Raw genomic sequence first — 26,972 nt, forward strand, 5'->3', positions numbered from 1 at the left:
AATGCCCCCGTTGCCCCAATATTGATGGAGCAACGACGTGACGCCAATCGCCTTGACCATAGCGGGATCCGACAGCGGCGGCGGGGCCGGCATTCAGGCCGATCTCAAGGCCATGTCTGCGCTGGGTGTCTTTGGCGCAAGTGTCATCACGGCGGTTACCGCGCAGAACACCCGGGCCGTAACAGCGGTGCATGGTATCCCGGTGGAGGTGATTTCCGCGCAGATTGACGCAGTGCTCAGCGATTTGGACGTTCAGGCGATCAAGATTGGCATGCTGGCCACACCGGATATTATCCACGCGGTGGCGCGCGGCATTGCCAATTTCAAAGGCCCAATTGTGTTGGACCCGGTGATGATTGCCAAATCCGGCGACGCCCTGCTGGCGCGCGAAGCAATCCAGACCTTGCGCGATGTTCTGTTGCCGCGGGCCACGGTCCTGACCCCGAACTTGCCCGAGGCCGCATGCCTGTTGGACACAACCGCCGCTGAAACCCCGGCGGAAATGGTCGAACAGGGCCGCGCATTGTGCGCCTTGGGTGCGAATGCGGTGTTGATGAAGGGCGGTCACGGCAAGGGTGACGTATGCCATGACCTGCTGATCGACGCATCTGGTGTCGTTGCCGAGTTTCAAGCGCCGCGCCACGCTACCAAAAACACCCATGGCACCGGATGCACACTGTCTTCGTCGATTGCAGCCGGGCTGGCCGAGGGGCTGTCGCTTACAGATGCGGCGACGCAGGCACATGACTACCTGCAAGGCGCGATCTCTCGGGCAGATGAGCTGAATATCGGTGCGGGGCACGGGCCCGTACATCACTTCCATCGGGTCTGGTCCGTATGACAACCTGGTCCATCATAGGTGCCGGTGTCGCCGGTCTGGCGGTGGCGAGCGAGCTTGTTTCGCGCGGGGTCAAGGTGCAGGTCTTCGATCCGGGTGGCCCGCCCGGGCCACATGGTTGTTCCTGGTGGGCCGGAGGAATGCTGGCACCATGGTGTGAATACGAAAATGCCGAGGAACCAGTGTTGCGACTGGGCCAGATGGCCATTGACTGGTGGGCGGATAGAACACAAGTGCACCGACGTGGAACCATCGTCGTGGCAAGCGCTCGCGACCTGCCTGACCTGCGCCGCTTTGCCCGCCGCACGGAACAGTTTGTCGACGTAAATCAAGCAGAAATCACTGAATTAGAGCCTGATTTACATGGTTTCAACAAGGGCTTGCATTTCGAACATGAAGCGCATGTTGATCCCCGCCAGGCCTTGCAGGATCTCTATCGCCAACTGACAGATCATGGTGTGGAGCTTCACCGCAAGCTCGCGCCGACCCAATTGGAAAACGCCATTGATTGCCGAGGACTGCATGCCCGCGATTATCTCTATGACCTGCGCGGCGTGAAAGGTGAGATGCTGGTGGTCCGTTGCCCCGATGTGACGCTGACCCGTCCGGTGCGCCTGCTGCATCCGCGCATGCCGCTTTATGTCGTGCCGCGGGGTGATGGAGTCTACATGCTGGGCGCCACCATGATCGAGTCTGAGGACAGCAGCCGCATCACCGCCCGCTCGATGCTGGAACTGCTCAGCGCGGCCTATGCCCTGAACCCGGCCTTTGGCGAGGCCGAGGTGCTGGAAATCGGCGTCGATCTGCGCCCCGCTTTTCCGGACAACCTGCCACGCATCCGGCGTCTGGGGCGGACAATCCATGCAAATGGCCTGTATCGCCACGGTTACCTGTTGGCCCCTGCGCTGGCACAGGGCGTGGCTGATCTGGCGCTTGAGAACAAACATTCGGAGATGGTCGATGAAGATCGTGCTTAACGGAGAGCCACGCGAGGTGCATGCAACCACCCTGTCCGACTTACTGGCCGAGTGCGGGTTTTCTGGCCGCGTCGCCACCGCAGTGAACGAGGACTTCGTGCCCTCAAGCCTGCGCGTTGGCCGGGCATTGAACGAAGGCGACCGGGTCGAAATCCTGTCACCCATGCAGGGGGGCTGAGGATGAAACGCTTTTATGGCACTGAACTGCCGAATCCGCTGATGCTGGGCACAGCGCAATATCCCAGCCCTGCCATACTGGAACAGGCCTTCCGCGACAGCGGCGCAGGGGTGGCCACGGTGTCCCTGCGCCGCGAAGCTGGGGCGGGGCAGACATTCTGGCAGATGATCCGGGATCTGAGTGTCTTGATCCTGCCCAACACCGCTGGGTGCCACACGGTGAAAGAGGCCGTCACAACCGCCCATATGGCGCGTGAGGTGTTTGACACCAAATGGATCAAGCTGGAGCTGATCGGCCACACAGACAGCCTGCAACCGGATGTGTTCCAACTGGTTGAGGCCGCGCGCATTCTGACCGAGGACGGGTTTCAGGTGTTTCCCTACACCACCGACGATCTTGTCGTGGGGGAACGTTTGCTTGGGGCCGGGTGCGAGGTTTTGATGCCGTGGGGCGCGCCGATCGGGTCGGGCCGAGGGCTGAACAACGAATACGCCCTGCGCGCGATGCGGGCCGAATTTCCCGACTTACCGCTGGTGATTGATGCGGGCGTTGGCCTGCCCAGCCATGCCGCCCACGCGATGGAGCTGGGCTATGACGCAGTCTTGCTCAACACCGCTGTGGCGCGTGCTGGCGATCCGGCCGCCATGGCGCGCGCAATGGTGTTGGCCGTGCAGGCCGGGCAATTGGCTCATCAGGCCGACCCGATCGAGGCCCGCGATATGGCCGAACCCTCTACCCCCGTTGTCGGAAAGGCCTTCTTGTCATGAAACTGGATCGTTTCTACCCAATTTTCGACCATTCCGACTGGCTGCGCGGCATGTTGCCCTTGGGGGTCAAGCTAGTGCAGCTACGCGTGAAGGACCAACCGGACGCGGCAGTGCGTGAGCAGATCGCCATATCGCAAAAACTGTGCCGGGATCACGGGGCCGTGCTTGTCATCAACGATTATTGGCAAGCCGCCATCGAGGCGGGTTGCGACTGGATTCACCTCGGGCAGGAGGATCTGGATGACGCTGATCTGAAAGCTATCCGCAAGGCCGGGTTGAAACTGGGCGTGTCCACCCATGACGATGACGAGCTTGAGCGCGTGCTGGCAATGGGCCCGGATTACGTTGCACTTGGGCCGGTCTATCCGACAATTCTGAAAAAGATGAAGTGGCACCAGCAAGGTTTGCCCCGCGTGACCGAATGGAAGCAGCGCGTTGGTGACATCCCTCTGGTCGGTATCGGCGGCATGAGCGTCGAGCGCGCGCCGGGTGTGCTGGAAGCCGGGGCTGACATCGTCTCGGCTGTGACCGACATCACCCTTAATGCTGACCCCGAAGCCCGCGTCCGCGGCTGGATCGAGGTCACGAGATGAGCCGCTATGCCCGTCAGATGATCCTGCCGGAGGTCGGTGCCAAGGGGCAGGACCGTCTGTCGAACGCGCATGTTCTGATCGTGGGGGCAGGCGGGCTGGCGGCCCCGGTGCTGCCCTTGCTGGCGGGCGCTGGTGTTGGGCAGTTGACGATCATGGACCGGGACAGTGTGGCCCTATCAAATCTGCACCGGCAAACGCTGTTCACCGAGCAGGATTGTGGCTGCGCCAAAGTCCAAGTGGCGGCTGAGCGGTGCCAGGCATTGAACGATGAAATAGAAGTTCATGCAGAAAAACGGGCTCTAACAAATGAAAATGTAACTGAATTCGTTGCTGACGTTGATGTGGTTCTGGATTGTGCGGACAGCTATGCGGCCAGTTACATCTTATCGGACACCTGCCTGCGATTGGCCAAGCCGCTGATCAGCGCATCAGTCCTTGGGCTGTCTGGCTACGTCGGCGGATTCTGCGGCGGCGCCCCGTCTTTGCGGGCTGTATTCCCGGATGCTCCTGACAGTGGCGCAAGTTGCGCTACCGCAGGCGTTCTCGGCCCCGTTGTCGGGATGATCGGTGCCATGCAGGCGCAAATGACGCTGAACCTGATCTTGGGTGTCAAACCGTCGCCACTCGGTCAAATGGTGCAATTTGATGCCCGGCCACTTCGCAGTACCGGGTTCCGTTTTGACGGCGCGCCGGAGCCCGATGCGCATTTCCCGTTTATCGCCCCGTCCCAGCTGAAGGCTGATGATCTGGTCATCGAGCTGCGTAATGCAGAAGAAGCGCCGGAACCGATACATCCCAGCGCTCGGCGCATGCCGTTAGAGATGCTCATAAACGACTCTAATAAAGGAAAGCGCCTAGCCTTGTGCTGCGCCACCGGTCTGCGCGCGTGGCGTGCGGCCGAAAAAATTCAACCGGATTGGCCCGGCGAGATTGTCCTCGTCGCCGCCTCAACCTCGTGAACAGAAGGAAACGCGAGATATGAAGAAACTGATCGCTGCCATTGCCCTGCTGGCTGCTGCGCCCGCTTGGGCGGAAGATAAAATGACCGTGCTGCTAGACTGGTTCATCAACCCCGACCACGGCCCGATCATCGTGGCGCAGGAAAACGGCTATTTCGCAGAGCAGGGGCTTGAGGTTGAAATCGTTCCCCCCGCCGATCCGTCCGCTCCGCCGCGTCTGGTGGCCGCTGGTCAGGCCGATCTGGCCGTGTCCTACCAGCCGCAGCTGCACCTGCAAATCCACGAGGGTCTGCCCCTGAAGCGGGTCGGTACGCTGGTGGCCACACCACTGAATTGCCTGCTGGTTCTCGAAGACGGACCGATTACATCGCCTGCCGATCTCAAGGGCAAGAAAATCGGTTTCTCGGTCGCCGGTGTGGAAGAGGCGGTCCTTGGCGCCGTTCTGGGCAAGTACGACGTGGCGCTGGACGATGTTGAGCTGATCAACGTGAACTTCTCGCTCTCGCCGTCGCTGATGACAGGCCAGGTCGACGCCGTGATCGGCGCCTATCGCAATTTCGAACTGAACCAGATGGATATCGAAGGTGTCCCGGGCCGCTGCTTCTATATCGAGGAAGAAGGCGTGCCGCCTTATGACGAACTGATCTACGTCGCCAATCCCGAAACCATGGACACCGACAAGGTCGCGCGGTTCCTGGCCGCGACTGAAAAAGCCACCCAATTCATCGTCAATAACCCAGAGAAAAGCTGGGAAGTCTTCTCATCCACCTCGCCCGAGTTGCAGGACGAGCTGAACGCGCGCGCCTGGGTCGATACGATGCCCCGTTTTGCCCTGCGTCCCGCAGGTCTTGAGGCTGGTCGCTACGCCCGGTTTGAAGCGTTCCTCAAAGACAGCGGTATGATCGACAACATCAACCCTGTCAGCGACATCGCAATCGATGTGACCGCGCAATGAACGATTATGGCAAGGCCTTCGCGCTGATGCGCGACGCGGCGCAGGGGTCATGGCGGGATTATTCCCGTCATGCCTTTGTCGAAGGCATGAAGGATGGCACCCTTCCGCACGAGGCGTTCCTGCACTATCTGCGGCAGGATTATGTGTTTCTGATCCATTTCTCGCGCGCATGGGCGTTGGCGGTGGTGAAATCCGAAACGCACGAAGAGATGCTGGCCGCCTCGCGTACCGTGAATGGGCTGATCAGCGAAGAGATGAAGTTGCACATCGGTATCTGTGAAGCAGAGGGCATTTCGCAGGATCAATTGTTCGCCACACCGGAACGCGCCGAAAACCTGGCCTATACGCGCTATGTTCTGGAGGCTGGTTACAGCGGTGATCTGCTGGACCTGCTGGCCGCACTCGTGCCGTGTGTCATGGGGTACGGCGAAATCGGCACCCGGCTGGCATCTCAGGCGACGTCCGAGACCTACCAAGACTGGATCAACACCTATGCGGGTGAGGACTATCAGGGCGCGTGCAAAGCCGTGGGTGAGTTGCTTGATTCGGCTCTAACACGGCGGATTGGCGCGGATTTCCAAGCGTCGCCCCGCTGGTATCGCCTGTGTCGGACCTTCCGCACTGCGACCGAGCTCGAGGTGAATTTCTGGCAGATGGGCCTGACCCCATGATCCCTGCGCCCGACCTGACGATCAACGGAACAGCGACCATTGATGGCGTGACCTTATTCGCGCCGTTGACCCTGACCCTGGCGGCGGGGCAATGGACCTGTCTGCTGGGTGGGTCGGGCGTTGGAAAAACCACCGTTCTGCGACTGATCGCAGGGCTGGAAACAGGCGCCGCTTTTGCCGGAGAGATAACTGCCAGCGACGCGCGGCCAGTCACAGAACGCGTCTCTTATATGGCGCAGGACGATCTGCTGTTGCCTTGGGCCACGGTGGCGCAGAACATCACGCTGGGCGCGCGGTTGCGTGGTGAGAAACCCGACCTTGGCCGCCGCGACCGTTTGATCGAACGGATGCGGTTGCAGGATCACATAGCCAAAAAGCCATCGGAACTCTCTGGCGGGCAGCGTCAGCGCGTGGCACTGGCCCGCACGCTGATGGAGGACCGGCCCATCGTGTTGCTGGACGAACCTTTTTCCGCCCTCGACGCGCGCACCCGCGCCGACATGCAGGATCTGGCAGCTGAGGCGTTGCAGGGCCGCACTGTCCTGCTGGTCACGCATGATCCGGGCGAGGCTGCACGTCTGGGTCAGTCCATCATGGTCATGACGCAACATGGTTTGATGTCCTGCCAGTCACCTCATGCCTCGGCACCGCGCAGGGTGGATGATCTTGAGACGCTGGAAACACAGGGTGCGTTGTTGCGTTTGCTGCGGGACGAAGCGGCATGAAGTACCTCTCGGCCCTTACAGCGACGGTGTTCGCGATTGCCATTTGGCAGACAATCGTAAGCTTGACCGGATTGCCGAAGTTCATCCTGCCGGGGCCTGCTTTGGTGGCCGAAACCTGGTGGCAGAACCGCTGGTTGATAGCGGAACATACATGGATCACCGGCATCGAAGTTGTGATCGGTTTGGCCTGTGGCACCGTGCTGGGTGTGCTCACCGCATTGCAGCTTGCCAGTTCACGCGTTGCGCGGGTGTTGGTGCAGCCGATGCTGGTCTTCACTCAGGCGCTGCCGGTCTTTGCGCTGGCACCGCTGCTGACCCTGTGGCTGGGATATGGGTTGTGGTCCAAAGTGGCCATGGCGGTGCTGATCATCTATTTCCCGATCACGTCGTCCTTTTTTGACGGGTTGATGCGGACGCCGCCCGGTTATCTGGATCTGGCCCGTACCATGCAAGCCAGCCCGCGTGCGATTTTGTGGCATATCCGTATCCCTGCGGCGCTGCCATCGCTTGCATCGGGGATGCGGCTGGCCGCTGTTTATGCGCCCATTGGGGCGGTCATCGGCGAATGGGTGGGCTCGTCGCAGGGCCTTGGCTATCTGATGTTGTTGGCGAATGGCCGCGCCAAAACGGATCTGATGTTTGCGGCCATGCTGACGTTGGGCGTGTTTTCGATCGTGCTGCACATGATCATCCGCCGGGCCACGGCCCGCATGGCAGGTGAGATGCGTTAACCATTCAGAAACCGTTTCTGCGCCAATCTGAGCGCATGACTCAGGATGCCTTTGCCGAAGCCCCGATGCTGTTTGAAACCGACGAAGCGCAGGTCGTACCGCTGCCGTCGGGTCGGTTGCCATCTTATATCAAGGACCACCGCAAACGCCTGCGTGAACGGTTCATATCAGGCGGATCAGCTGCGATGCCGGATTATGAGCTGTTGGAGCTGGTCCTGTTCCGATCCATCCCCCGGCAGGACGTGAAGCCACTGGCGCGTCGATTGATGGATACGTTTGGGGATTTCAACCGCGTCCTGACCGCGCCTGAAGAACGCTTGCGTCAGATCAAAGGCGTCGGTGATACGGTCATAACCGATCTGAAGATCCTCGAGGCCTGCGCCCACCGCATGGCGCGCGCGCGCGTTATGCAGCGCCATGTCATCACGGGATGGGATGCGCTGCTGGACTACTGCCACACCACTATGGCCCATCGCGAGACCGAACAATTCCGGGTGTTCTACCTGGACCGCAAGAACGTCCTGATCGCAGATGAGGAACAGGCCAAAGGCACTGTGGATCATGTTCCTGTCTATCCGCGTGAGGTTGCCAAACGGGCGCTGGAACTGAATGCTTCGGCGCTGATCCTGGTGCACAACCACCCCTCTGGCGATCCGACGCCCTCGCAATCGGATATCGACATGACCACCCGCATTCAGGATGCCTGCACCGCGCTGGGATTGACCCTGCACGATCATCTGATCATCGGAAAATCGACCGAGTTGAGCTTTCGGTCCGGGGGGTATCTGTAACCGCTACTGCAGCCAGATTTCGACCCGGCGATTGACCTTGCGGCCCCACTCGGTGTCGTCGCAGGCCATGGGCATTGCTTCGCCAAACCCGTCTACCGCGATTTCAACGCTATCAGGGATGGCGGTCTCAACCGCTGCCAGCACTGCGTTGCGCACGGTCTGCGCCCGCCTCAGGGCGATCCGGGCGTTGGCCGCTGCGGCCCCGTCGCCGTCACTAAAGCCCACAAAGACCAGCTTGTGCGCCTCCAACGTTCCCGCCTCAAGCGCTTGCGCCAGTTGCACGATGTTCGAACGGGATTGCGCATCCGGTCGGGACGAGCCGGTTTCAAAGCGAACTGACAAAGACAACCGTGACATCGGCCGCAGCGTTTCCAGCATGCGCTGTAATTCTTCCAGGCCAACTTCGGCCCCCCCAGCTACGATGGCATTGGCCAGGCGATCACCCTGAAGCCCGATCTGCATGGTCTCGGGCGACTGGTCTACAAACCCCGCCTGCCGGATGGCCATTTGGGCGTCCGAACTTTGACTATAGGCCAGAAATTTTCGTGCGACCCGCGGCAGTCTGCGCTCGGGCAGGTATAGGAACATGGGTGAGGTCAGCGGGTAGTCTTCGGTCTTGATCGATTGACGTGTCGCGGCCAAGGCATGTCCGCACCCTCCTGACAAAGGTAGCGCACGGGCGGCATCAGACGCGGCCTGACTGGCGATGCCGATCGCAAACGGATCATCGGCAACCGCACGGACCAGATCACTGTTGCGGGAATGGCGGATGGCCGTATTTGCCATTTCCACGCCTGCAGTGTTCAAAAGCTGATCCTCGACCGCTTGTGCAAGGCCTGATCCCGCATCCGGCATATGCAGTGAGAGGGGGGCGTTCGGCCCGCCCAGATCGGACCAGTTGGCAATCTCACCGGACAAAACCCGCGCCAGATCGGTGGGCGAGATCTGACGCACCATGTTGTCCGCCGCCACAACCGGCACCATGGCGTCCAGCGCCACGACTCGCGATCGTCGAGCCAAAGTCAGATCCCCAAGACCTGCCGCCTCGGCAGCATCGCGTTCGCTCTCACGGATTTCGCGCAGGGCCATGACAATGTCGGCGCTGTTATTGATCAGATCGGCAAAACCCTGATCCGTGTTGCCGACATGAAAAAACAAGCGTGCCAATGGCGCTTTGCGACCGGACTGGTGGAGTTCGTAGACAAATGTGCTTGGATCGACACGCGCAGGTGTTGCCGTCAGGCCCTCTTGCTGGGCAAACCCGATGATCAGGGCGGGCAGGACCGTCTCGGCCATCACCGACGCGCCGGAAAACCGGATCTCGGCCACGAAATCAGTCAGGTTGGGACAGGCTGGCCCGTCGCAGGTGACGCCCGACCCATCCACCGTCAGCTCGCCGAATTGCGTTTCAACCCTGTAGAATTCGCCATCGAATCCCAACAGGTTGCCCATCACCTCGACCTTGCCGTCATGCGAGGTGAGCGTGATGTCCTGTGCCGCAGCGCCAGCCACGAGTGTCACTGAAAACAGTGCAGCCGTCGCTACACGGAGAAATATCATAAGAGAGTCGAGCCTGCCTGCGGATTACTTTGCCGCGATTGTCAGGTCTTGGAGCAGATTATTCAACACCAGAAACTCACCGGCCTGCGAACAGTCTGGCAAAGTCACTGACAATTCGTGCGAGCGCAGCCGCTGATCCGCGCGCAGCTCAAGCGATTGCACGCTCAGGTCACGTCCACAATTGGCCTCGGTCACCTCAGCTTCGACTGATAAAGCAATCGCGCCAGAGCGGTTGGATTGACCCGTGGGGAAGGAATAAACCTCGACGTTCTGCGCATTGCCCCAACTGGAGCGACCAAGACGCACAACGTCACCGGTGCCCTGCGCAGACGTGTTAGACCAGACATGGCCCTGCTCGCCATAGCTGGCACCAAATTCCAGGGCGTGGATCTGCAATCCTGTCTCACCCTGCCATTGCAGCGCGACGCGATCATATAGGGCGACATCGGAGATGTGAGTGGTGGCAACGGTTCCTGTCTGATCTTCAAAGGAAATCAGAAAGATCGCGTATTCCGATAGCGCCGGTATCGTCAGGTTCAGCGTGCCGTTTTTGTCGGTCTTTTCGGAAATGGTCAGGCCGCTGTGATGGATATTGATGCGCTCGTCGCTATGACAAGGCGCCTTGATGCTCAACCTTGCATTGGCGCCCGCAACGGCCATGGCCCGTGCGTTGATGGTGCAATTTGCCTGTTTTTGAGGGGCGACAGGGGCAGGTCGCAGCGTACGCGACGTAGAAACCGGCCCGTTCGAGGCTGGTTCAGACGGCGAAGATGAGGTCAGGACAAGACCCTCCAGCCCGGCAAGGACCGAAGCCTGATCCGTGACTGATGCCACAGACACACCCTCTTGCGCACCGTTCGGCTGCGCAGCTGTTCCATTTTGCATCAGGTAGCCAATGCCCAAGGCACAGGCGACCGTTCCACACATGGTCACGTAGTTTCGTACAACAAACAAGACACCCTCCCCAGTTGAAGGAGCGAGTCGCACTCTCGTTAACAATCGCGGCCAATTTGTGGCCGCGAAACGGAGGGATTGTGTTTGATGTCAGGTTGACGTCAGGTCAGACGCCCGTGGCAATGTTTGAACTTCTTGCCAGACCCGCAGGGGCACGGATCGTTGCGCGAAGGATTGCCCCAGGTGGCAGGGTCGCTTTCGTCAAAGCCGGGGCGCGGATCGCCCGAGGCTTCGGCCTCGGCCACCGCTTCGGCTTGGTCCGTGGCCTGATCGACAGCCTTTTGGGTCTGCGCCTGTTGCGCGGCCATCTGCGCCAGCATTTCCTTTTGTTCTTCTTCGGTCAGCGGGCGCACGCGCGACAATTGCTGCGTTACAGTTTCACGCAGGCTGTCCAGCATCGAATCGAACAGCTGAAAGCTTTCGGTCTTGTATTCGTTCAGCGGGTCGCGCTGGGCATAGCTGCGGAAACCCACGACCGAGCGCAGATGTTCCAGCGTCAGCAGATGCTCGCGCCATTTGCCATCGATGGTCTGCAACAGAACCTGCTTTTCGATGTTGCGCATGTTCTCCGGGCCAAAGGCCACGGCCTTCTGCGCCATCATCTCATCTGCGGACTTTACTAACCGTTCGCGGACCTGTTCGTCATCCACGCCCTCCTCGGCGGCCCAGTCCTGAACCGGGGCATCGATGCTCAGCTTGTCCTTGATCGCCTCGTGCAGCCCATCGGTATCCCATTGGTCTGCATAGGATTTCGGCGGCATGTATTCGTCGATCAGATCGTCGATCACCTGCTCGCGCATGTCCGATACGATTTCCGACAGATCGCCGGTCGACATGATCTCGCGCCGTTGGTTGAAGATCACCTTGCGCTGATCGTTCATCACATCGTCGAATTTCAGAACGTTCTTACGCATGTCAAAGTTGCGGCCTTCGACCTTGGACTGGGCGCGTTCCAGCGATTTGTTCACCCAAGGGTGCACAATTGCTTCGCCCTCTTTCATGCCCAGTGTGGTCAACACCTTATCCAGCCGTTCCGAGCCGAAGATGCGCATCAGGTCGTCTTCGAGGCTCAGGTAGAACACAGTGCGGCCCGGGTCACCCTGGCGGCCCGAACGACCTCGCAGCTGGTTGTCGATCCGGCGGCTTTCGTGCCGTTCCGAGGCCATGACGTACAGACCGCCAGCGTCCAGAACCTTCTGTTTTTCCTCGGCGTGACGCGCTTCTTCGGTGGTGCGCAGCTCAACCGGATCAGCCTCAGGGTTCTCGGCCAACGCCTGCAGAACCTTCATTTCGACGTTGCCACCCAGCTGAATGTCAGTCCCGCGGCCTGCCATGTTGGTGGCGATGGTCACAGCACCGTGGCGGCCGGCATCAGCGACGATCTGCGCCTCTTGTTCGTGCTGGCGGGCGTTCAGAACGTTGTGTTCGACGCCTTCCTTGGTCAGCAGCTGACTCAGCAGTTCGGATTTCTCGATCGAGGTCGTGCCCAGAAGAACCGGCTGACCCTTCTCGCTTGCTTCTTTCGTTTCCTTGATCATCGCGCCGTACTTCTCATCGCCCGTGCGATAGACCTGATCGTCCTCGTCCAGACGTGCGATGGGCTTGTTGGTCGGAACCTCGACCACACCCAGACCATAGATTTCGGCGAATTCCTCGGCCTCGGTCAGCGCCGTGCCGGTCATGCCGCCCAGCTTGTTGTAAAGGCGGAAGTAGTTCTGAAAAGTCACGCTGGCCAGCGTCACGTTTTCGGGCTGGATCTGCACGTCTTCCTTGGCCTCGATGGCTTGGTGCAGACCTTCGGACAAGCGGCGGCCCGGCATCATGCGACCAGTGAATTCGTCGATCAGGATAACGCTGCCATCACGGACGATGTAATCCTTGTCCCGCTGGAACAGTTTATGCGCGCGCAGACCCTGATTGACGTGATGCACCACCGTGGTGCTTTCGGGATCGTACAGCGAATACCCCTCGGGGATCAGTTCGTTGGCCAGCAACTGCTGTTCCAGAAACTCGTTGCCCTCATCGGTAAAGGTCACATTGCGGGCTTTTTCATCCAGCGTAAAATGATCGTCTTGCAATGATGGGATCAGCGCGTCGATGGCAGTGTACAAGTCCGAGCGGTCCTCGGAAGGGCCCGAGATGATCAGCGGCGTCCGCGCCTCGTCGATCAGGATCGAATCCACCTCGTCCACAATCGCGAAATTGTGGTACTTTTGATAAACCTCTTCCAGATCCGCCTTCATATTGTCGCGCAGATAGTCAAAGCCCAGCTCGTTATTGGTGGCATAGGTCACGTCGCAGGCATAAGCGGCCTTTTTCTCGGCGTCGACCTGACCCGACCAGATCACGCCGGTGGTCATGCCGACCGCACCAAATACCTTACCCATCCATTCCGAATCGCGCTTGGCCAGGTATTCGTTCACCGTGACCACGTGTACGCCCTTGCCGGTCAGCGCATTGAGATAGGCGGGGAAGGTGGCGACCAGGGTCTTGCCCTCACCTGTCTTCATTTCCGAGATATTGCCCTGATGCAGGAACGCCCCGCCCATCAGCTGCACGTCAAAGGCACGCAGACCCAAGGCGCGCCGCGCGCCTTCGCGCACATTGGCAAAGGCTTCGGGCAGCAGATCGTCCAGATTTTCACCATCAAGCGCGCGTTTGCGCAGCTCAGCGGTTTTTTCAATCAGGCCCTCATCCGACAGCTTTTCGAACTCTGGTTCCAGCGCGTTGATCTTTTCGATCAGCGGGCGGGTTGCCTTGATCTTGCGGTCGTTCGGTGTTCCGAACACCTTTTTGGCAAGCGTTCCGAGTCCCAGCATGTTCACTCCAGCGGATCTGTTCTTATCGTTGTTGCGACAGGCTTGCCCACCTTGCGCGCAGCCCATAGATACGGGGGGTGAAAGGTGGCCCTGTCCAAGGCTTCAAAGCGATGTAAGCGGCAGGTCCCAGAGTGTCAACGCCACGCCCCGTCGCGGCAAAGAAATAGGATGAATCCATGCCCAAAGGCCTCACTTTTCTGCCATCGCTGGCGCTTGCTGCCGTGATGGCGCTGCCACTGGCCGCGCAAACCCAGCCTGATGCCAGCACGGTTGTCGCCCGCGTCAACGGGGATGAGATCACACTGGGTCACGTCATCGCCACCGCCGCAACGCTGCCGCCACAGTATCAGCAGGCGGAAGACGATGTGCTGTTTGACTTCATTCTGGAACAGCTCATCCAGCAGCAGTTGCTGGGCCAGCAACAAGATGGCCTTTCAACCCAGCACGCTTTGACACTGGAAAATGAAACACGTTCGTTGCGGGCAGTACAGACCGTCAGCGCCCTCACCGACAACGTTGTGACGGATGAGGCCGTTCAGGCCGCCTATGACGCGCAGTACGCCGAATTTGCAGGTGATGACGAATTCGATGCCAGCCACATCCTGGTCGAGACCGAGGAAGAGGCCAAAGCCATCAAGGCGCAACTGGATGACGGTGCCGATTTCGCCGAACTGGCGCGTGAGAAATCGACCGGTCCTTCGGGCCCCAATGGCGGCGCGCTTGGCTGGTTCGGCAAGGGTCAGATGGTGCCCGAGTTCGAAGCAGCCGTTTTCGGGCTGGAAAAAGGCCAGGTCTCAGAGCCGGTGCAAACACAGTTCGGCTGGCATGTCGTCGCTTTGAACGACAAGCGTAAGACAGAAGCGCCAGAGCTGGATGCCGTGCGGGATGAACTGGCCCAGACCATTCAGCAAGATGCCATTCAGGCGCGCATTGACGAGCTGACCCAGCAAGCCCAGATCGAGCGTCCCGCGCTTGAAGGCACCGGACCCGAGGTCGTGCGTCAACTGGACCTGATTCAGGAGTAAGCTTCGTGGCCAAGATCACAAAGGTATCGCCGCTGGCGCCAGCGGCTTTTCCGGATTTGCCCGCTATTGATGGTGTGCGTTTTGCCACGATCGAGGCTGGCGTGCGCTATCAGGGTCGGACGGATGTCATGCTGGCGGTGATGGATCCCGGAACGTCGGTGGCGGGTGTCTTTACCTGCTCGGCCACCCGCGCTGCACCGGTTCTGGATTGTCAGGACAAGATCGGAGGGCCCAGTGATGGGCCTGCGGCGATCCTGGTGAATTCGGGCAATGCCAATGCCTTTACCGGGCATTACGGCCAGACCTCGGTGGCTGCGGTGACGCAGGCAGTTGCCACCGCAACCGGTGTGCCGGTAGGGCGGGTCTTTACCTCGTCCACCGGTGTTATCGGCGAGCCGCTGCCGCATGATCGCATCGTGTCGCAGCTGGAGGCACTGAAAGCCGGGCTTAGCATGCACGCGCTGGAAGATGCCGCGCAGGCCATCAGGACCACTGACACCTTCCCGAAGGGCGCAAGTGCGCAGGTCGAGATTGACGGCAAAACAGTCTCTATTTCAGGGATTGCGAAAGGGTCGGGCATGATCGCGCCGGATATGGCGACCATGCTTGTCTATATCTTCACGGACGCAAAGGTCGAGCAAGCAGCACTGCAGCAGATGCTGGGTGCGCAGACGGATCGGACCTTCAATTGCATCACGGTGGACAGTGATACATCGACTTCGGACAGTCTGTTGCTGTGTGCAACGGGCGCGTCGGGCGTGGATGCCACCGGAGACGCTGCCTTTGCAGAGGCGTTGGAAAACGTGATGCTGAACCTCGCGAAACAGGTGGTGCGCGACGGTGAAGGGGCGACGAAGTTTGTGGAAATCCGTGTCACTGGTGCCGCTTCGGACACAGATGCCAAAGTGCATGGGCTGGCTATCGCCAACTCGCCGTTGGTCAAAACTGCCATTGCGGGGGAAGACCCGAACTGGGGCCGTGTGGTCATGGCGATCGGCAAATCTGGCGCAGCGGCGGATCGTGATCTGCTCAGCATCTCATTTGGCGACATTCTGGTGGCCGAAAAAGGATGGGTCAGTCCTAAGTACCGCGAAGAGGCCGCTGCCGCTTATATGACAGGTCAGGATCTGGTGATCGCCGTCGATCTTGGTTTGGGCGAAGGCATGTCCACCGTTTGGACCTGCGATCTGACCCATGGCTATATCGAAATCAATGCGGATTACCGGTCGTGAAGACGATTCTGGTCTCTGCTGTTGCCCTGATCGATATCGAAGGCCGGGTACTGTTGGCGCAGCGCCCGGAAGGCAAATCCATGGCCGGTCTGTGGGAGTTTCCGGGCGGCAAGATTGAACCAGGCGAAACCCCCGAGGCCGCGCTGATCCGCGAGCTGCAGGAAGAGTTGGGGATCGACACCTGGGCGTCTTGCCTGGCACCGCTGGCATTCGCCAGCCACAGCTATGATGAGTTTCACTTGTTGATGCCATTGTTTGCCTGCCGCAAATGGGGTGGCATCCCGCAATCGCAAGAAGGGCAGGCCCTGAAATGGGTGCGCGCTAATGAGCTGCGCAATTATCCCATGCCCGCAGCTGACGTGCCGTTGATTCCGATCCTGCGCGACTGGCTGTAGGCGCAAGATTTGTTAACCGTTTGTTATGTACGTTTTGTACAATCACGCCTTTGCGACTGTTACAATTCGTAAGAATTGAGAAAACATCAGGAAAAAGTTGACGCCGATCTTTCCCCTGCCCCTTATCGGGGCACTGGTGCCCGGGCCCTGTCCCGGACCCACCGTTTCCGGCCCGAGGAGGGGCTGGATGGGAGGAGATGAGATTTGGCTCAGACGCAGTCGGGCGCCGAAGGGATGCAGTCCCTTCCGGCGCTGCTACACCGCAATACAGTGCAGTTCGGGGATGCCCCGGCCTATCGCGAAAAAGAATTCGGGATCTGGCAATGCTGGACCTGGACCGAAGCCGCGGCTGAGGTCCGCTCGCTTGCGCTTGGGTTCATGGAGATTGGCGTTGAAAAAGGCGACCATATCGCGGTGATCGGGCGCAACCGCCCAGCGCATTACTGGTCGATGGTCGCGGCACAGATGGTAGGCGCGATTCCGGTGCCTTTGTATCAGGACGCGGTCGCCGAAGAGATGGCCTATGTGCTGGATCATTGCGGCGCGAAATACGTCGTTTGCGGCGATCAAGAGCAGGTCGACAAGGTCATCGAGATTCAGGAAAACCTGCATCAGGTCAAACACATCCTGTATACCGACAAGCGCGGGATGCGGAAATATGACCATGCCCAGATGAACGCGCTGGACGACATCAAGGCCGAAGGCAGCGCCGGCCACGCTCGGTTCGATGCCGAGCTGGACCGCCGTATTGCAGAGATCACCTATGACGATACATGCGTGATGCTGTACACCTCGGGTACCACGGGCAAACCCAAGGGCGTGGTGCTGTCGAACCGCAACGTGATCGAAAGCGCCAAAAACTCGGCCCAGTTCGATCACCTGACCCGAAACGAAGACATCCTGTCCTACCTTCCAATGGCATGGGTTGGCGATTTCATCTTTTCCATCGGTCAGGCGTATTGGTGCGGTTTCTGTGTGAACTGCCCCGAAAGCGCCGACACGATGATGACCGACCTGCGCGAGATTGGGCCGACCTATTTCTTCGCCCCACCGCGCGTGTTCGAGACCCAGCTGACCAATGTGATGATCCGCATGGAAGACGCGGGCAAATTGAAGCGACGGATGTTTCACCACTTCATGGCCCATGCCAAAAAGGTCGGTGGTCTGTTGCTGGACGCCAAACCAGTTGGGTTTGGCGATCGGTTAAAATACGCGCTGGGCAATTTGCTGGTCTACGGACCGCTTAAGGACACATTGGGTTATGGCCGATTTCGTGTCGGATATACGGCGGGTGAGGCGATTGGGCCGGAAATCTTCGATTTCTATCGCTCTTTGGGCATCAACCTGAAGCAGCTTTATGGCCAGACCGAAGCAACCGTGTTCATCACGGTCCAGCCGGATGGTGAGGTGCGCGCGGATACCGTTGGTGTGCCTGCACCGGATGTCGAGCTGAAAATCGATGACACGGGCGAGATCTACTACCGTTCGCCGGGTGTATTCGTCGAGTATTACAACAACCCGGATTCCACGGCCTCGACCAAGGACGCAGAAGGTTGGGTGGCCACCGGGGACGCCGGATTCATCGAGGAAAGCTCAGGCCACCTGCGCATTATCGACCGCGCCAAGGATGTGGGGAAAATGGCCGACGGTTCGATGTTTGCGCCGAAATATGTCGAGAACAAGCTGAAGTTCTATCCAGATATACTGGAAGTCGTCTTGTTCGGAAATGGCAAGGACCGGTGTGTGGCCTTCATCAATATCGACCTGACAGCAGTCGCAAACTGGGCTGAACGCAACAACGTCGCCTATGCGTCTTATCAGGAATTGGCGGGACATCCGCTAGTGTTAGAGACGATTCGGGACCACGTGGAAGAGGTCAACAAATCCGTGGCCGCCGATGAAATGCTATCCGGATGCCAGGTGCATCGCTTTGTGGTGCTGCATAAGGAACTGGATGCTGATGACGGCGAAATGACCCGTACGCGTAAGGTTCGCCGCGGGTTTGTCGAAGATAAGTTCAGCGACATCATCGCTGCGCTTTATGATGGGTCCGAGAGGGTCTCGACCACGACCGAAGTGACCTATGAGGATGGCCGCAAGGGCTCGATCAGTGCGACGCTTGAGATTGTCGATGCGTCGGTCGTGCCGGTCGCGCAGCACAAGGTGGCAGCGGAATGACGGATCGACATGCGCCGCTCGACCTTCGGTCATCGCCCCGCCCGCCGTCCCGTTTTCGCGCAAGTCAGGGAGTGACTGATGCTGGATAACTCCGAAGAATATGTCACCGAGGATGGCCGCAAGATTGGCGGTGTGGTGATGGAGATGAAGAACATCACCCTGCGATTTGGCGGCGTGGTTGCGATCAAGGACATCTCATTCGATATCCGCGAGGGCGAGATCCGCGCCATTATCGGTCCGAACGGCGCGGGCAAATCCTCGATGCTTAACGTGATCTCGGGATTTTATGTCCCGCAAGAGGGCGAGGTTTGGTTCCATGGGTCCAAACGCCCGCCAATGCGCCCTTATGACGTGGCACGGCAGGGCATTGCCCGGACGTTCCAGAACATCGCCTTGTTCGAAGGCATGAGTGTTCTGGACAACGTTATGACCGGGCGGCTGAACTATATGAAAACCAATATCCTGCAGCAGGCCATCTGGCGCGGTAAGGCTGAGGCGGAAGAGACGAAAAACCGCGAAGCCGTCGAAAAGATGATCGATTTTCTTGAAATTCAACACATCCGTAAGACCCCGGTGTCGCGCTTGCCTTATGGCCTGAAGAAGCGGGTCGAGCTGGCACGTGCGCTGGCGGCAGAGCCAAAGCTGTTGCTGCTGGATGAGCCGATGGCGGGCATGAACGTCGAAGAGAAAGAGGACATGAGCCGCTTTATCCTCGACGTGAATGACGAGTTTGGCACCACCATTGCCCTGATCGAGCACGACATGGGCGTGGTGATGGACCTGAGCGACCGGGTGGTCGTGATGGATTATGGCAAGAAAATCGGGGATGGCACGCCCCACGAGGTGCGCAACAATCAGGAAGTCATCGACGCTTATCTGGGGGTTTCACATGACTGAGCACCGGACGGAATTGGGGAGGGGCTGGCATGTCTGAACAACTCGTATTCGCGATGGAGGTCATCCTCAACGGTCTGATGGCCGGGGTGCTGTATGCGCTGGTGGCGCTGGGCTTTGTGCTGATCTACAAGGCGTCGGGGATTTTCAACTATGCGCAAGGGGTTATGGCCCTGTTTGCCGCGATGACGCTGGTCGGGATCATGAACGGTCAGGTGCCGTTTGCCCATGTGATCAACGCCACCTTTGGCACGCACGTCTATAATTTCGGCTGGACCATACCGGCGCTGCTGGCGATCCTGCTGACCATGGCCGTGATGGTTGTGTTGGCTTGGGCGGTGCAGCAGTTCGTGATGCGCCATCTTGTGGGGCAGGAACCAATCATCCTGTTCATGGCAACCATCGGATTGGCCTATTTCCTTGAAGGTGTGGCGGATCTGATGTGGGGATCCGAGATCAAGACACTGGATGTGGGTCTGCCGCAGGGCATCAACCTGTGGCTCGACGAGGTGACATTCAACATCTTTGGTTACGGCTTTTTCATCGACAATCTGGATATCGTGGCGACGGTGATTGCGGCGTTGCTGGTAGGTGCGTTGGTGGCGTTCAGCCAATACACCAAACAAGGCCGGGCGATGCGCGCCGTGGCGGATGACCATCAGGCAGCATTGTCAGTTGGAATCTCGCTGAACTTCATCTGGATCATGGTCTGGTCGGTCGCGGGTTTTGTCGCGCTGGTCGCGGGCATCATGTGGGGCACCAAGTCGGGCGTGCAGTTCTCGCTGTCGCTGATCGCGCTCAAGGCGCTGCCGGTGCTGATGCTGGGCGGGTTTACCTCGATCCCCGGTGCCATCGTTGGTGGGTTGATCATCGGTGTGGGCGAGAAGCTGTTCGAATTCGCAATTGGCCCGATGGTCGGCGGCGCGACCGAAAACTGGTTCGCCTATGTGCTGGCGTTGATTTTCCTGGTGTTCCGACCGCAAGGCCTGTTTGGCGAGAAAATTATCGAGAGGGTGTAGGCCGTGCAAAAGCTGATCGCCATCCTCAACGTGATTGCATGGGCAGGGTTTTGGGCCTTTGGCTATATCGCGATCACGGCCGAAGGGCTGACGGAAAGCCAGCTTGTGATTGCCATGATCCTGGCCTTTGCCGGGCTGGTCTCGGGCATCGTGGCCTACATGAAACTTGTGCGCGCATCCGAGGCAAGCGGTTTCGCAAAAGGGTCCAAACAACTGGACACCGCAGCCCGGAACCGGGCGCAGGAAGAATGGGGAAAGTAACACATGTTCTATCGTGAAGCCGGAGACTTCAAGGTTTCCTACAGAGACGACAGCCAGACTTTCCCGATTAAGTTCGACCGGTACAGGTATTATGTCGTGCTGGCGGTGGCGTTCGGCATCATCCCCTTCATCATCAACGACTATTGGGCCAACGCGCTGCTGCTGCCGTTCCTGATCTACGCGATTGCGGCGATCGGGCTGAATATTCTGGTTGGATATTGCGGACAGGTGAGCCTGGGCACCGGTGGCTTCATGGCTGTGGGGGCTTATGCCTGCTACAAGCTGATGACCGCCTTTCCGGATGTCAGCATGTTCATTCATGTATTGCTGGCGGGCGGTATCACCGCGATTGTCGGTGTGCTGTTCGGCTTGCCGTCGCTGCGGATCAAGGGGTTCTATCTGGCGGTGGCGACGCTGGCAGCACAGTTCTTTCTGGTCTGGCTGTTCAATCGGGTGCCGTGGTTTTACAACTATTCCGCCTCGGGCCAGATCAACGCGCCCGAGCGTGACGTGTTCGGCATTATCATCACGGGCCCGAATGCCCCGGCATGGGCAACCTATCTGTTTTGCCTGATCTTTCTGACCCTTTGCGCTATCCTTGCGCGCAACCTGACCCGGGGCACCACCGGTCGCACGTGGATGGCGATCCGGGACATGGACATCGCCGCCGAGATTATCGGAGTAAACCCGCTCAAGGCCAAATTAACCGCCTTTGCCGTCAGCTCGTTCTTTGTGGGCATTGCCGGGGCGCTGTTCTTTGCTGTCTATCTTGGCGCGGTTGAGGTCGGCGAGGTGTTCGGCATCCAGAAATCGTTCCTCGTGCTGTTCATGGTCATTATCGGCGGATTAGGGTCGATTTTCGGATCATTTGCCGGTGCTGCCTTTCTGGTGTTGCTGCCGGTGGTCCTGAAAGTTGTCGGCGTCGACGTGCTGGGCTGGCCCACGGATATCGTGGCGCATCTGCAGCTGGTGATCGTCGGTGCGCTGATCGTCATGTTCCTGATCCTCGAACCACACGGGCTGGCACAGCTGTGGCGTGTGGCGAAAGAAAAACTCAGACTCTGGCCGTTCCCCCACTAGGCGGGGCAGGCCCAATCAAAAGACGGGTGCAAAGCCCGAAACCACCATCGGATTAAATCAAGGGAGGAAACACCCGATGAAGACGAAACTGGCAACTCTGGCGCTGGGCGCTCTGATGGCCGCAGGGCCCGCACTGGCGGATCTTGTGATCCCCGATCTCAGCTACCGGACTGGTCCCTATGCGGCGGGCGGTATTCCGTTCTCGGACGGCTATAACGACTACTTCACGCTGCTGAACGAGCGTGATGGCGGCATCGGCGGTGTTCCGGTGCGGGTGATCGAATGCGAGACCGGCTATAACACCGAAAAAGGTGTGGAATGCTATGAATCGACCAAAGGCGAAGGCGCGCTGGTCTATCAACCGCTGTCGACCGGGATCACCTATCAGCTGATCCCCAAAGTGACCGCTGATGGCATCCCGCTGCACACGATGGGCTATGGCCGCACCTCGGCTGCGAACGGCAAGGTGTTCAGCAACGTATTCAACTATCCGGCCAACTACTGGAATGGGGCGTCGGGTGCGATCAACTATCTGCTGGGCGAAAACGGCGATGATCTGAGCGGCAAGAAAATCGCGCTGGTCTATCACAACTCGGCCTATGGCAAGGAACCGATCCGCACGCTGGAAACCCTGGCGGAAAAGCATGGCTATGATCTGACCCTGCTGCCGGTGGACCATCCCGGCCAGGAGCAGAAATCGCAGTGGCTGCAGATCCGCCGCGAAAAGCCGGACTATGTGATCATGTGGGGCTGGGGCGTGATGAACCAGGTTGCGGTGCAAGAGGCCGCCAACATCCGCTTCCCGATGGAGAACTTCATTGGTGTCTGGTGGTCGGGCGCTGAGTTCGATGTGGAACCCGCAGGTGACAAGGCTACGGGCTACAAAGCGCTGACGTTCACCGGTCTGGGCGATGATTACCCGGTCTACGACGATCTGCGCCAATATGTGGCCGATGCTGGCAAAGCTGCGGGTGCAGGCGATCAACTCGGTGCGGTGCAGTACAACCGCGGTCTCTATGCGGCGATGCTGGCGTCTGAGGCCATCAAAACAGCGCAAGAGATGCACGGTGTCGCCGATATCGACGCGTCGATGATGCGCGACGGGATGGAAGCGCTGGAGATGACCAACGCCAAGATGGACTCTCTGGGTATGGCCGGTTTCGGACCTGAATTCTCGGTCAGCTGTGAAAACCACGGCGGCCCCGGTCTTGTGGGTGTTGTCCAGTGGGATGCGTCGACAGGTACCTGGAACAAGCTTCAGGACTTCATGCCGACCGATGCCGAAGTGATCGGTGCGCTGATCGCTGAAGACTCTGCAGCCTACGCAGCTGAGAACAACATCTCACAGCGTTGCGAATAACAGACAGGTGCGCCCCGGACAGGATCCGGGGCTGCCAAACACCCGGAGTGGCAGACGCTGCCGCTCCACCTTAACGGTCCCCGAGGGGATAGGCATGAGGACACGCGCTGATGCTGGATGCGGCACAAACCACTGATGTACAGGCGGAAACCCTGCTTGAGGTCAACAATATCGAGGTGATCTACAACCACGTGATCCTTGTGCTGAAAGGCGTCAGCCTGACTGTGCCCAAGGGCGGGATCACCGCATTGCTGGGCGGCAATGGTGCGGGTAAGACCACGACACTCAAGGCGGTGTCGAACCTGTTGCATTCCGAACGCGGCGAAGTCACCAAAGGTTCGATCAAGTATCGCGGCCAAAGTGTGCATGAAAGCGACCCGGCGGTTCTGGTCGAAAAGGGCGTCATTCAGGTGATGGAGGGCCGCCATTGTTTCGAGCATCTGACGGTCGAGGAAAACCTGCTGACCGGCGCGTATACGCGTAAGGATGGCGGCGCGGCCATTCAGCGCGACCTTGAACTGGTCTACAATTATTTCCCCCGCCTCAAGGAGCGCCGTCGATCGCAGGCGGGGTATACCTCGGGCGGTGAGCAGCAAATGGTGGCGATGGGGCGGGCCCTGATGTCGCGCCCTGAAACCATTCTGTTGGACGAGCCTTCGATGGGTCTAGCGCCGCAGCTAGTCGAAGAGATTTTTGGCATTGTGAAAGACCTGAACGAGCAAGAAGGCGTATCCTTTCTGCTGGCCGAACAGAACACCAATGTGGCGCTGCGGTTTGCCCATTACGGGTACATTCTGGAATCAGGCCGCGTGGTGATGGACGGCCCAGCAGCCGAGCTGCGTGAAAACCCGGATGTAAAAGAATTCTACCTTGGCATGTCCGACGAAGGCCGCAAGAGTTTCCGCGACGTGCGATCCTACCGCCGCCGCAAGAGGTGGCTGTGAGCGGATGGAGGATGTGGCTATGACCTATTTCGACGCACTCGAAACACGCTCGACGGACGAGCGCGCCTCGGATCAATCTTTGGCGTTGTGCGAGCAGATCGCGCGGGCGATGACCGCACCGGGATTTGCCGCGCATCTAGCCGATACAGACACTAATAAGGTGAATTCGGTTGGTGATCTTTCCGAATTACCGGTTCTGCGCAAATCAGATCTGACCCGCGCGCAGGCCGAGCGCCCGCCATTTGGCGGGTTTACGGTGAAACCTGCGCGGCATTTCCACCACGTATTCCAATCCCCTGGTCCGATCTACGAGCCGGGCAGTACAGATCATGATTGGTGGCGCATGGGACGGTTTCTGAATGCTGCCGGCGTTGGCGCGGGAGATATTGTTCAGAACTGTTTCGGCTATCATCTGACGCCCGCTGGCATGATCTTTGAAAATGGCGCTCGTGCGGTTGGTGCGGCTGTTTTGCCCGCCGGAACCGGGCAAACCGAGCTGCAAGTGACCGCCGCCCGCGATGTTGGCTGCACCGCTTATGCAGGGACGCCGGATTACCTCAAGGTGATCCTGGACAAGGCTGATGAGATGGGCGTGGCGTTGAATTTCTCGAAGGCTGCCGTCGGTGGTGGTGCGCTGTTCCCGTCATTGCGTCAGGACTATGCTGATCGCGGCATTTCCTGCCTGCAATGCTATGCCACAGCAGATCTGGGCAACATCGCGTATGAAAGCGCAGCGATGGAGGGAATGATCATCGACGAGCATGTGATTGTCGAGATCGTGACCCCGGGCACTGGAAAACCTGTAGCCCCGGGTGAGGTAGGAGAAGTTGTCGTGACCTCTCTGAATCCTGACTATCCTCTGATCCGTTTTGCTACGGGTGACTTGTCCGCGATCATGCCGGGCGTCTCGCCCTGTGGCCGGACCAACATGCGCATCAAGGGTTGGATGGGTCGTGCCGATCAGACCACCAAGATCAAGGGCATGTTTGTACGCCCTGAACAGGTGGCCGCGCTGGTCGAGAAACACACGGAAATCGTCAAGGCTCGCGTCATCGCCGCACGTCAGGGTGAGATGGACACGATGACCGTTCAGATTGAAAGCCCGGGCGGGGATGATATGGCTTATGCCAAATCCGTGGCCGAGGTCCTGAAACTGAAAGGCGCGGTCGAGGTTGTGGCCCCCGGATCGCTGCCCAAGGACGGTCTGGTGATCGAGGATCAGCGCGTCTACGACTAAAGGGTCTGCCAAATCTGCGGCAGTATGTGCCGCAGATTTGTTGTCTCACACACTGGCGTTTCCGAGCTTTTTGGTCGATTAAAGGCAGAACCTTTGTGTTTGCCAGCCATAAGCCGGGATAATGGCCCAGATCGAATACTCACAAAACGGATCGCGCAATCGCGGCGTGCGGGGCACCCGGCTGTTGGCCGGAGTCGCTTCTGTTGTGGCAGCGGCCTGCCTGTTGCCTATGTTAGCTGTCGTTTTGGCGGCGTTTACGGGCGGGACAGAGACGATCTCGCATCTGATGGAAACGGTGCTGCCGCGCTATACCGTGACCACATTGATCCTTGTGACTCTGGTTGCGGCGGGTACGTTCTGCATTGGTACCGGGGCCGCTTGGCTAGTAACCATGACGCGCTTCCCGGGCGTTCGGTTTCTGGAAATCGCTCTGGTCCTGCCACTGGCCTTTCCGGCCTATGTTCTGGCCTATGCCTATACTTTCATCCTGGATCACCCCGGTATTGTTCAAACCACACTGCGCGACGTGACCGGCTGGGGGCCGCGCGATTACTGGTTCCCCGAAATCCGCTCGACCGAAGGCGCGGCCGTGATGCTGATTCTGGTGTTGTACCCATATGTCTATCTGTTGGCGCGGGCGGCATTTGCGCAACAAAGCGCAACCGCCTTTCTGGCCGCACGGGCGCTGGGCAACAATCCTTGGCTGGCTTTCAAGCGCGTCTCACTGCCGATGGCGCGCCCGGCGATTGCGGGCGGCGTGTTGCTGGCGGTGATGGAAACCATCGCCGATTTCGGCACCGTGTCCTATTTCGGTGTGCAGACCTTCGCGACCGGTATCTACACCAGTTGGTTTTCCATGGCCGACCGGGCAGCGGCGGCGCAACTGGCCCTTTGCCTGCTGATGTTTGCTTTGCTCATGGCCGTGGCCGAACGTACCCAGCGCGGTAGGGCAAAATACTACCAGACCGGCAAACAGCACATGGCGCAACCCGCGGCGCATCTGACAGGGTGGAGGGCCACCGGCGCCTTTGTGCTCTGCGTCGTTCCGGTTCTGTTCGGGTTCCTGTTACCGGTGGTCATTCTGGTCATTATGGGGCTGGAATCGGAACAGAACTTGCTGTCGCAACGCTATCTCGGCTTTATCCAGAACTCTTTGATCCTGGCCGGCACGGCGGCGGTCGTCACCGTCAGCGCAGCCATCAGTATCGGGTTCTTTCAACGTCTTCGCCCGGGGCGCGTGTCATCAATTGCAGCCTATCTTGCGCGGTTGGGATACGCGGTACCCGGTGGTGTCATCGCGGTGGGGTTGATTGTCCCATTTGCCGGGTTCGACAATGCGCTGGATGCGTGGATGCGAGAAACCTTCGACATTTCGACCGGGTTGCTGGTCACAGGTTCGATCTGGCTGCTGGTTGCGGCCTACATGGTGCGGTTCCTCGCGGCCGCTCTCAGCGCCTATGAAGGCGGGCAGAGCACGGTGCATGCGAATATGGACGCTGCTGCGCGGTCTTTGGGGCAAACGCCTTTGGGGACGTTGCGGCGCGTCCATCTGCCGATTCTGACGCCGTCGCTGCTGACTGCTTTGCTGATCGTGTTTGTCGATGTGATGAAGGAATTGCCAGCGACGCTGATCATGCGACCGTTCAACTTTGACACGTTGGCGGTGCAGGCCTACCGGTTGGCGTCGGACGAGCGGTTGGAGGGCGCGGCGGTGCCGTCGCTGGTCATTCTGGCGGTCGGCCTTTTGCCTGTCATCCTGATCTGTCGCCAAGTCGGGCGCCGGTAACACCCGCACGCGAAATGTCACGTGATTGCGCATCGGGCTTGAT

General features: G+C 59.2%; 26 protein-coding genes. 23 read left to right on the forward strand and 3 right to left on the reverse strand.

Translation table 11 applies throughout. The annotated features are described in order from the left end of the window. Positions 1–37: 37 nt before the first annotated feature. The 11 genes from thiD to radC are packed head-to-tail and all read left to right on the forward strand — an operon-like array spanning position 38 to position 8,185. Positions 38–841, forward strand: a complete 804-nt coding sequence (thiD, locus tag HW561_RS09220) for a bifunctional hydroxymethylpyrimidine kinase/phosphomethylpyrimidine kinase (RefSeq protein WP_176863952.1) — start codon at positions 38–40, stop codon at positions 839–841. After that, positions 838–1,815, forward strand: a complete 978-nt coding sequence (locus tag HW561_RS09225) for an FAD-dependent oxidoreductase (protein WP_176863954.1) — start codon at positions 838–840, stop codon at positions 1,813–1,815. The genes thiD and HW561_RS09225 overlap by 4 nt, the downstream gene beginning before the upstream one ends. Continuing rightward, the gene (gene thiS / locus HW561_RS09230) at positions 1,799–1,993 is read left to right on the forward strand and encodes a sulfur carrier protein ThiS (protein WP_176863956.1); all 195 of its coding nucleotides are present in this window, start codon (positions 1,799–1,801) and stop codon (positions 1,991–1,993) included. Before HW561_RS09225 ends, thiS begins: the two co-directional genes overlap by 17 nt. 2 nt (positions 1,994–1,995) lie before the next feature. Then, a complete protein-coding gene (locus HW561_RS09235) occupies positions 1,996–2,760 on the forward strand; it encodes a thiazole synthase (RefSeq protein WP_176863958.1) in 765 nt (254 codons plus the stop codon). Next, a complete protein-coding gene (locus HW561_RS09240) occupies positions 2,757–3,353 on the forward strand; it encodes a thiamine phosphate synthase (protein ID WP_176863960.1) in 597 nt (198 codons plus the stop codon). The genes HW561_RS09235 and HW561_RS09240 overlap by 4 nt, the downstream gene beginning before the upstream one ends. Beyond that, positions 3,350–4,312, forward strand: a complete 963-nt coding sequence (locus tag HW561_RS09245; protein ID WP_176863962.1) for a HesA/MoeB/ThiF family protein — start codon at positions 3,350–3,352, stop codon at positions 4,310–4,312. Before HW561_RS09240 ends, HW561_RS09245 begins: the two co-directional genes overlap by 4 nt. Positions 4,313–4,331: 19 nt before the next feature. Continuing rightward, positions 4,332–5,267 (forward strand): ABC transporter substrate-binding protein, encoded by a 936-nt coding sequence (locus tag HW561_RS09250; RefSeq protein WP_176863964.1) that lies wholly within the window; start codon positions 4,332–4,334, stop codon positions 5,265–5,267. Next, on the forward strand, positions 5,264–5,938 hold the full coding sequence (tenA, locus tag HW561_RS09255) for a thiaminase II (RefSeq protein WP_176863966.1): 675 nt from the start codon (positions 5,264–5,266) through the stop codon (positions 5,936–5,938). Before HW561_RS09250 ends, tenA begins: the two co-directional genes overlap by 4 nt. Next, positions 5,935–6,663 carry an ABC transporter ATP-binding protein gene (locus tag HW561_RS09260; protein WP_176863968.1) on the forward strand — a complete coding sequence of 243 codons (729 nt, stop codon included), beginning with the start codon at positions 5,935–5,937 and terminating at the stop codon, positions 6,661–6,663. The genes tenA and HW561_RS09260 overlap by 4 nt, the downstream gene beginning before the upstream one ends. Continuing rightward, positions 6,660–7,394, forward strand: coding sequence for an ABC transporter permease (locus HW561_RS09265; protein WP_176863970.1), 735 nt, complete (start codon positions 6,660–6,662; stop codon positions 7,392–7,394). Before HW561_RS09260 ends, HW561_RS09265 begins: the two co-directional genes overlap by 4 nt. Positions 7,395–7,429: 35 nt before the next feature. Continuing rightward, entirely contained in the window at positions 7,430–8,185 is a 756-nt protein-coding gene (gene radC / locus HW561_RS09270; RefSeq protein ID WP_176863972.1) for a RadC family protein, read from the forward strand. 3 nt (positions 8,186–8,188) lie between these two features. Here radC and HW561_RS09275 read toward each other — a convergent pair whose 3' ends face one another. The 3 genes from HW561_RS09275 to secA all read right to left on the reverse strand — a co-directional run bounded on the left by HW561_RS09275 (position 8,189) and on the right by secA (position 13,518). Beyond that, on the reverse strand, positions 8,189–9,745 hold the full coding sequence (locus HW561_RS09275) for a substrate-binding domain-containing protein (RefSeq protein ID WP_176863974.1): 1,557 nt from the start codon (positions 9,743–9,745) through the stop codon (positions 8,189–8,191). Between the two features lie 24 nt (positions 9,746–9,769). Further along, positions 9,770–10,699, reverse strand: a complete 930-nt coding sequence (locus HW561_RS09280) for a hypothetical protein (protein WP_176863976.1) — start codon at positions 10,697–10,699, stop codon at positions 9,770–9,772. Positions 10,700–10,800: 101 nt separating this feature from the next. Then, positions 10,801–13,518 (reverse strand): preprotein translocase subunit SecA, encoded by a 2,718-nt coding sequence (gene secA, locus HW561_RS09285; protein WP_176863978.1) that lies wholly within the window; start codon positions 13,516–13,518, stop codon positions 10,801–10,803. 176 nt (positions 13,519–13,694) lie between these two features. Here secA and HW561_RS09290 point away from each other — a divergent pair, with 176 nt between their 5' ends. The 12 genes from HW561_RS09290 (at position 13,695) to HW561_RS09345 (ending at position 26,929) form a co-directional block, all read left to right on the forward strand. Then, the gene (locus HW561_RS09290; RefSeq protein ID WP_176863980.1) at positions 13,695–14,543 is read left to right on the forward strand and encodes a peptidylprolyl isomerase; all 849 of its coding nucleotides are present in this window, start codon (positions 13,695–13,697) and stop codon (positions 14,541–14,543) included. Between the two features lie 5 nt (positions 14,544–14,548). Then, on the forward strand, positions 14,549–15,775 hold the full coding sequence (gene argJ, locus HW561_RS09295; RefSeq protein ID WP_176863982.1) for a bifunctional glutamate N-acetyltransferase/amino-acid acetyltransferase ArgJ: 1,227 nt from the start codon (positions 14,549–14,551) through the stop codon (positions 15,773–15,775). Further along, positions 15,772–16,170 (forward strand): 8-oxo-dGTP diphosphatase MutT, encoded by a 399-nt coding sequence (gene mutT, locus HW561_RS09300; RefSeq protein WP_176863984.1) that lies wholly within the window; start codon positions 15,772–15,774, stop codon positions 16,168–16,170. The genes argJ and mutT overlap by 4 nt, the downstream gene beginning before the upstream one ends. Positions 16,171–16,404: 234 nt before the next feature. Continuing rightward, the gene (locus tag HW561_RS09305; RefSeq protein ID WP_176864457.1) at positions 16,405–18,348 is read left to right on the forward strand and encodes an AMP-binding protein; all 1,944 of its coding nucleotides are present in this window, start codon (positions 16,405–16,407) and stop codon (positions 18,346–18,348) included. Positions 18,349–18,426: 78 nt separating this feature from the next. Continuing rightward, entirely contained in the window at positions 18,427–19,245 is an 819-nt protein-coding gene (locus HW561_RS09310) for an ABC transporter ATP-binding protein (RefSeq protein ID WP_176863986.1), read from the forward strand. Positions 19,246–19,274: 29 nt separating this feature from the next. Continuing rightward, a complete protein-coding gene (locus tag HW561_RS09315) occupies positions 19,275–20,261 on the forward strand; it encodes a branched-chain amino acid ABC transporter permease (protein ID WP_176863988.1) in 987 nt (328 codons plus the stop codon). 3 nt (positions 20,262–20,264) lie between these two features. Further along, positions 20,265–20,522: a hypothetical protein gene (locus HW561_RS09320; RefSeq protein ID WP_176863990.1), complete on the forward strand. Its 258-nt coding sequence runs from the start codon at positions 20,265–20,267 to the stop codon at positions 20,520–20,522. 3 nt (positions 20,523–20,525) lie between these two features. After that, positions 20,526–21,602: a branched-chain amino acid ABC transporter permease gene (locus HW561_RS09325; protein WP_176863992.1), complete on the forward strand. Its 1,077-nt coding sequence runs from the start codon at positions 20,526–20,528 to the stop codon at positions 21,600–21,602. Positions 21,603–21,678: 76 nt separating this feature from the next. Continuing rightward, complete coding sequence (locus tag HW561_RS09330; protein WP_176863994.1) at positions 21,679–22,962, forward strand: ABC transporter substrate-binding protein; 1,284 nt, start codon at positions 21,679–21,681, stop codon at positions 22,960–22,962. 110 nt (positions 22,963–23,072) lie between these two features. Next, positions 23,073–23,906 carry an ABC transporter ATP-binding protein gene (locus HW561_RS09335; RefSeq protein WP_176863996.1) on the forward strand — a complete coding sequence of 278 codons (834 nt, stop codon included), beginning with the start codon at positions 23,073–23,075 and terminating at the stop codon, positions 23,904–23,906. A gap of 19 nt (positions 23,907–23,925) precedes the next feature. Continuing rightward, complete coding sequence (locus HW561_RS09340; protein WP_176863998.1) at positions 23,926–25,143, forward strand: phenylacetate--CoA ligase family protein; 1,218 nt, start codon at positions 23,926–23,928, stop codon at positions 25,141–25,143. A gap of 121 nt (positions 25,144–25,264) precedes the next feature. Further along, the gene (locus HW561_RS09345; RefSeq protein WP_176864001.1) at positions 25,265–26,929 is read left to right on the forward strand and encodes an ABC transporter permease; all 1,665 of its coding nucleotides are present in this window, start codon (positions 25,265–25,267) and stop codon (positions 26,927–26,929) included. The last annotated feature ends 43 nt before the right edge of the window (positions 26,930–26,972 follow it).

It is taken from the genome of Ruegeria haliotis, assembly GCF_013377785.1.
GTDB classification, from domain to species: Bacteria; Pseudomonadota; Alphaproteobacteria; order Rhodobacterales; family Rhodobacteraceae; genus Ruegeria; species Ruegeria haliotis.

Bases quoted from the DNA above. Each gene is read 5' to 3' on its own strand.
- HW561_RS09315 (WP_176863988.1), top strand. From the start codon at position 19,275: ATGTCTGAACAACTCGTATTCGCGATGGAGGTCATCCTCAACGGTCTG.
- HW561_RS09340 (WP_176863998.1), top strand. From the start codon at position 23,926: ATGACCTATTTCGACGCACTCGAAACACGCTCGACGGACGAGCGCGCC.
- radC (WP_176863972.1), top strand. From the start codon at position 7,430: ATGACTCAGGATGCCTTTGCCGAAGCCCCGATGCTGTTTGAAACCGAC.
- HW561_RS09305 (WP_176864457.1), top strand. From the start codon at position 16,405: ATGCAGTCCCTTCCGGCGCTGCTACACCGCAATACAGTGCAGTTCGGG.
- HW561_RS09330 (WP_176863994.1), top strand. From the start codon at position 21,679: ATGAAGACGAAACTGGCAACTCTGGCGCTGGGCGCTCTGATGGCCGCA.
- HW561_RS09250 (WP_176863964.1), top strand. From the start codon at position 4,332: ATGAAGAAACTGATCGCTGCCATTGCCCTGCTGGCTGCTGCGCCCGCT.
- tenA (WP_176863966.1), top strand. From the start codon at position 5,264: ATGAACGATTATGGCAAGGCCTTCGCGCTGATGCGCGACGCGGCGCAG.
- HW561_RS09225 (WP_176863954.1), top strand. From the start codon at position 838: ATGACAACCTGGTCCATCATAGGTGCCGGTGTCGCCGGTCTGGCGGTG.
- HW561_RS09260 (WP_176863968.1), top strand. From the start codon at position 5,935: ATGATCCCTGCGCCCGACCTGACGATCAACGGAACAGCGACCATTGAT.
- HW561_RS09335 (WP_176863996.1), top strand. From the start codon at position 23,073: ATGCTGGATGCGGCACAAACCACTGATGTACAGGCGGAAACCCTGCTT.
- HW561_RS09310 (WP_176863986.1), top strand. From the start codon at position 18,427: ATGCTGGATAACTCCGAAGAATATGTCACCGAGGATGGCCGCAAGATT.
- HW561_RS09235 (WP_176863958.1), top strand. From the start codon at position 1,996: ATGAAACGCTTTTATGGCACTGAACTGCCGAATCCGCTGATGCTGGGC.
- HW561_RS09240 (WP_176863960.1), top strand. From the start codon at position 2,757: ATGAAACTGGATCGTTTCTACCCAATTTTCGACCATTCCGACTGGCTG.
- HW561_RS09290 (WP_176863980.1), top strand. From the start codon at position 13,695: ATGCCCAAAGGCCTCACTTTTCTGCCATCGCTGGCGCTTGCTGCCGTG.
- HW561_RS09245 (WP_176863962.1), top strand. From the start codon at position 3,350: ATGAGCCGCTATGCCCGTCAGATGATCCTGCCGGAGGTCGGTGCCAAG.
- HW561_RS09275 (WP_176863974.1), bottom strand. From the start codon at position 9,745: ATGATATTTCTCCGTGTAGCGACGGCTGCACTGTTTTCAGTGACACTC.
- HW561_RS09345 (WP_176864001.1), top strand. From the start codon at position 25,265: ATGGCCCAGATCGAATACTCACAAAACGGATCGCGCAATCGCGGCGTG.
- secA (WP_176863978.1), bottom strand. From the start codon at position 13,518: ATGCTGGGACTCGGAACGCTTGCCAAAAAGGTGTTCGGAACACCGAAC.
- HW561_RS09325 (WP_176863992.1), top strand. From the start codon at position 20,526: ATGTTCTATCGTGAAGCCGGAGACTTCAAGGTTTCCTACAGAGACGAC.
- thiS (WP_176863956.1), top strand. From the start codon at position 1,799: ATGAAGATCGTGCTTAACGGAGAGCCACGCGAGGTGCATGCAACCACC.
- HW561_RS09265 (WP_176863970.1), top strand. From the start codon at position 6,660: ATGAAGTACCTCTCGGCCCTTACAGCGACGGTGTTCGCGATTGCCATT.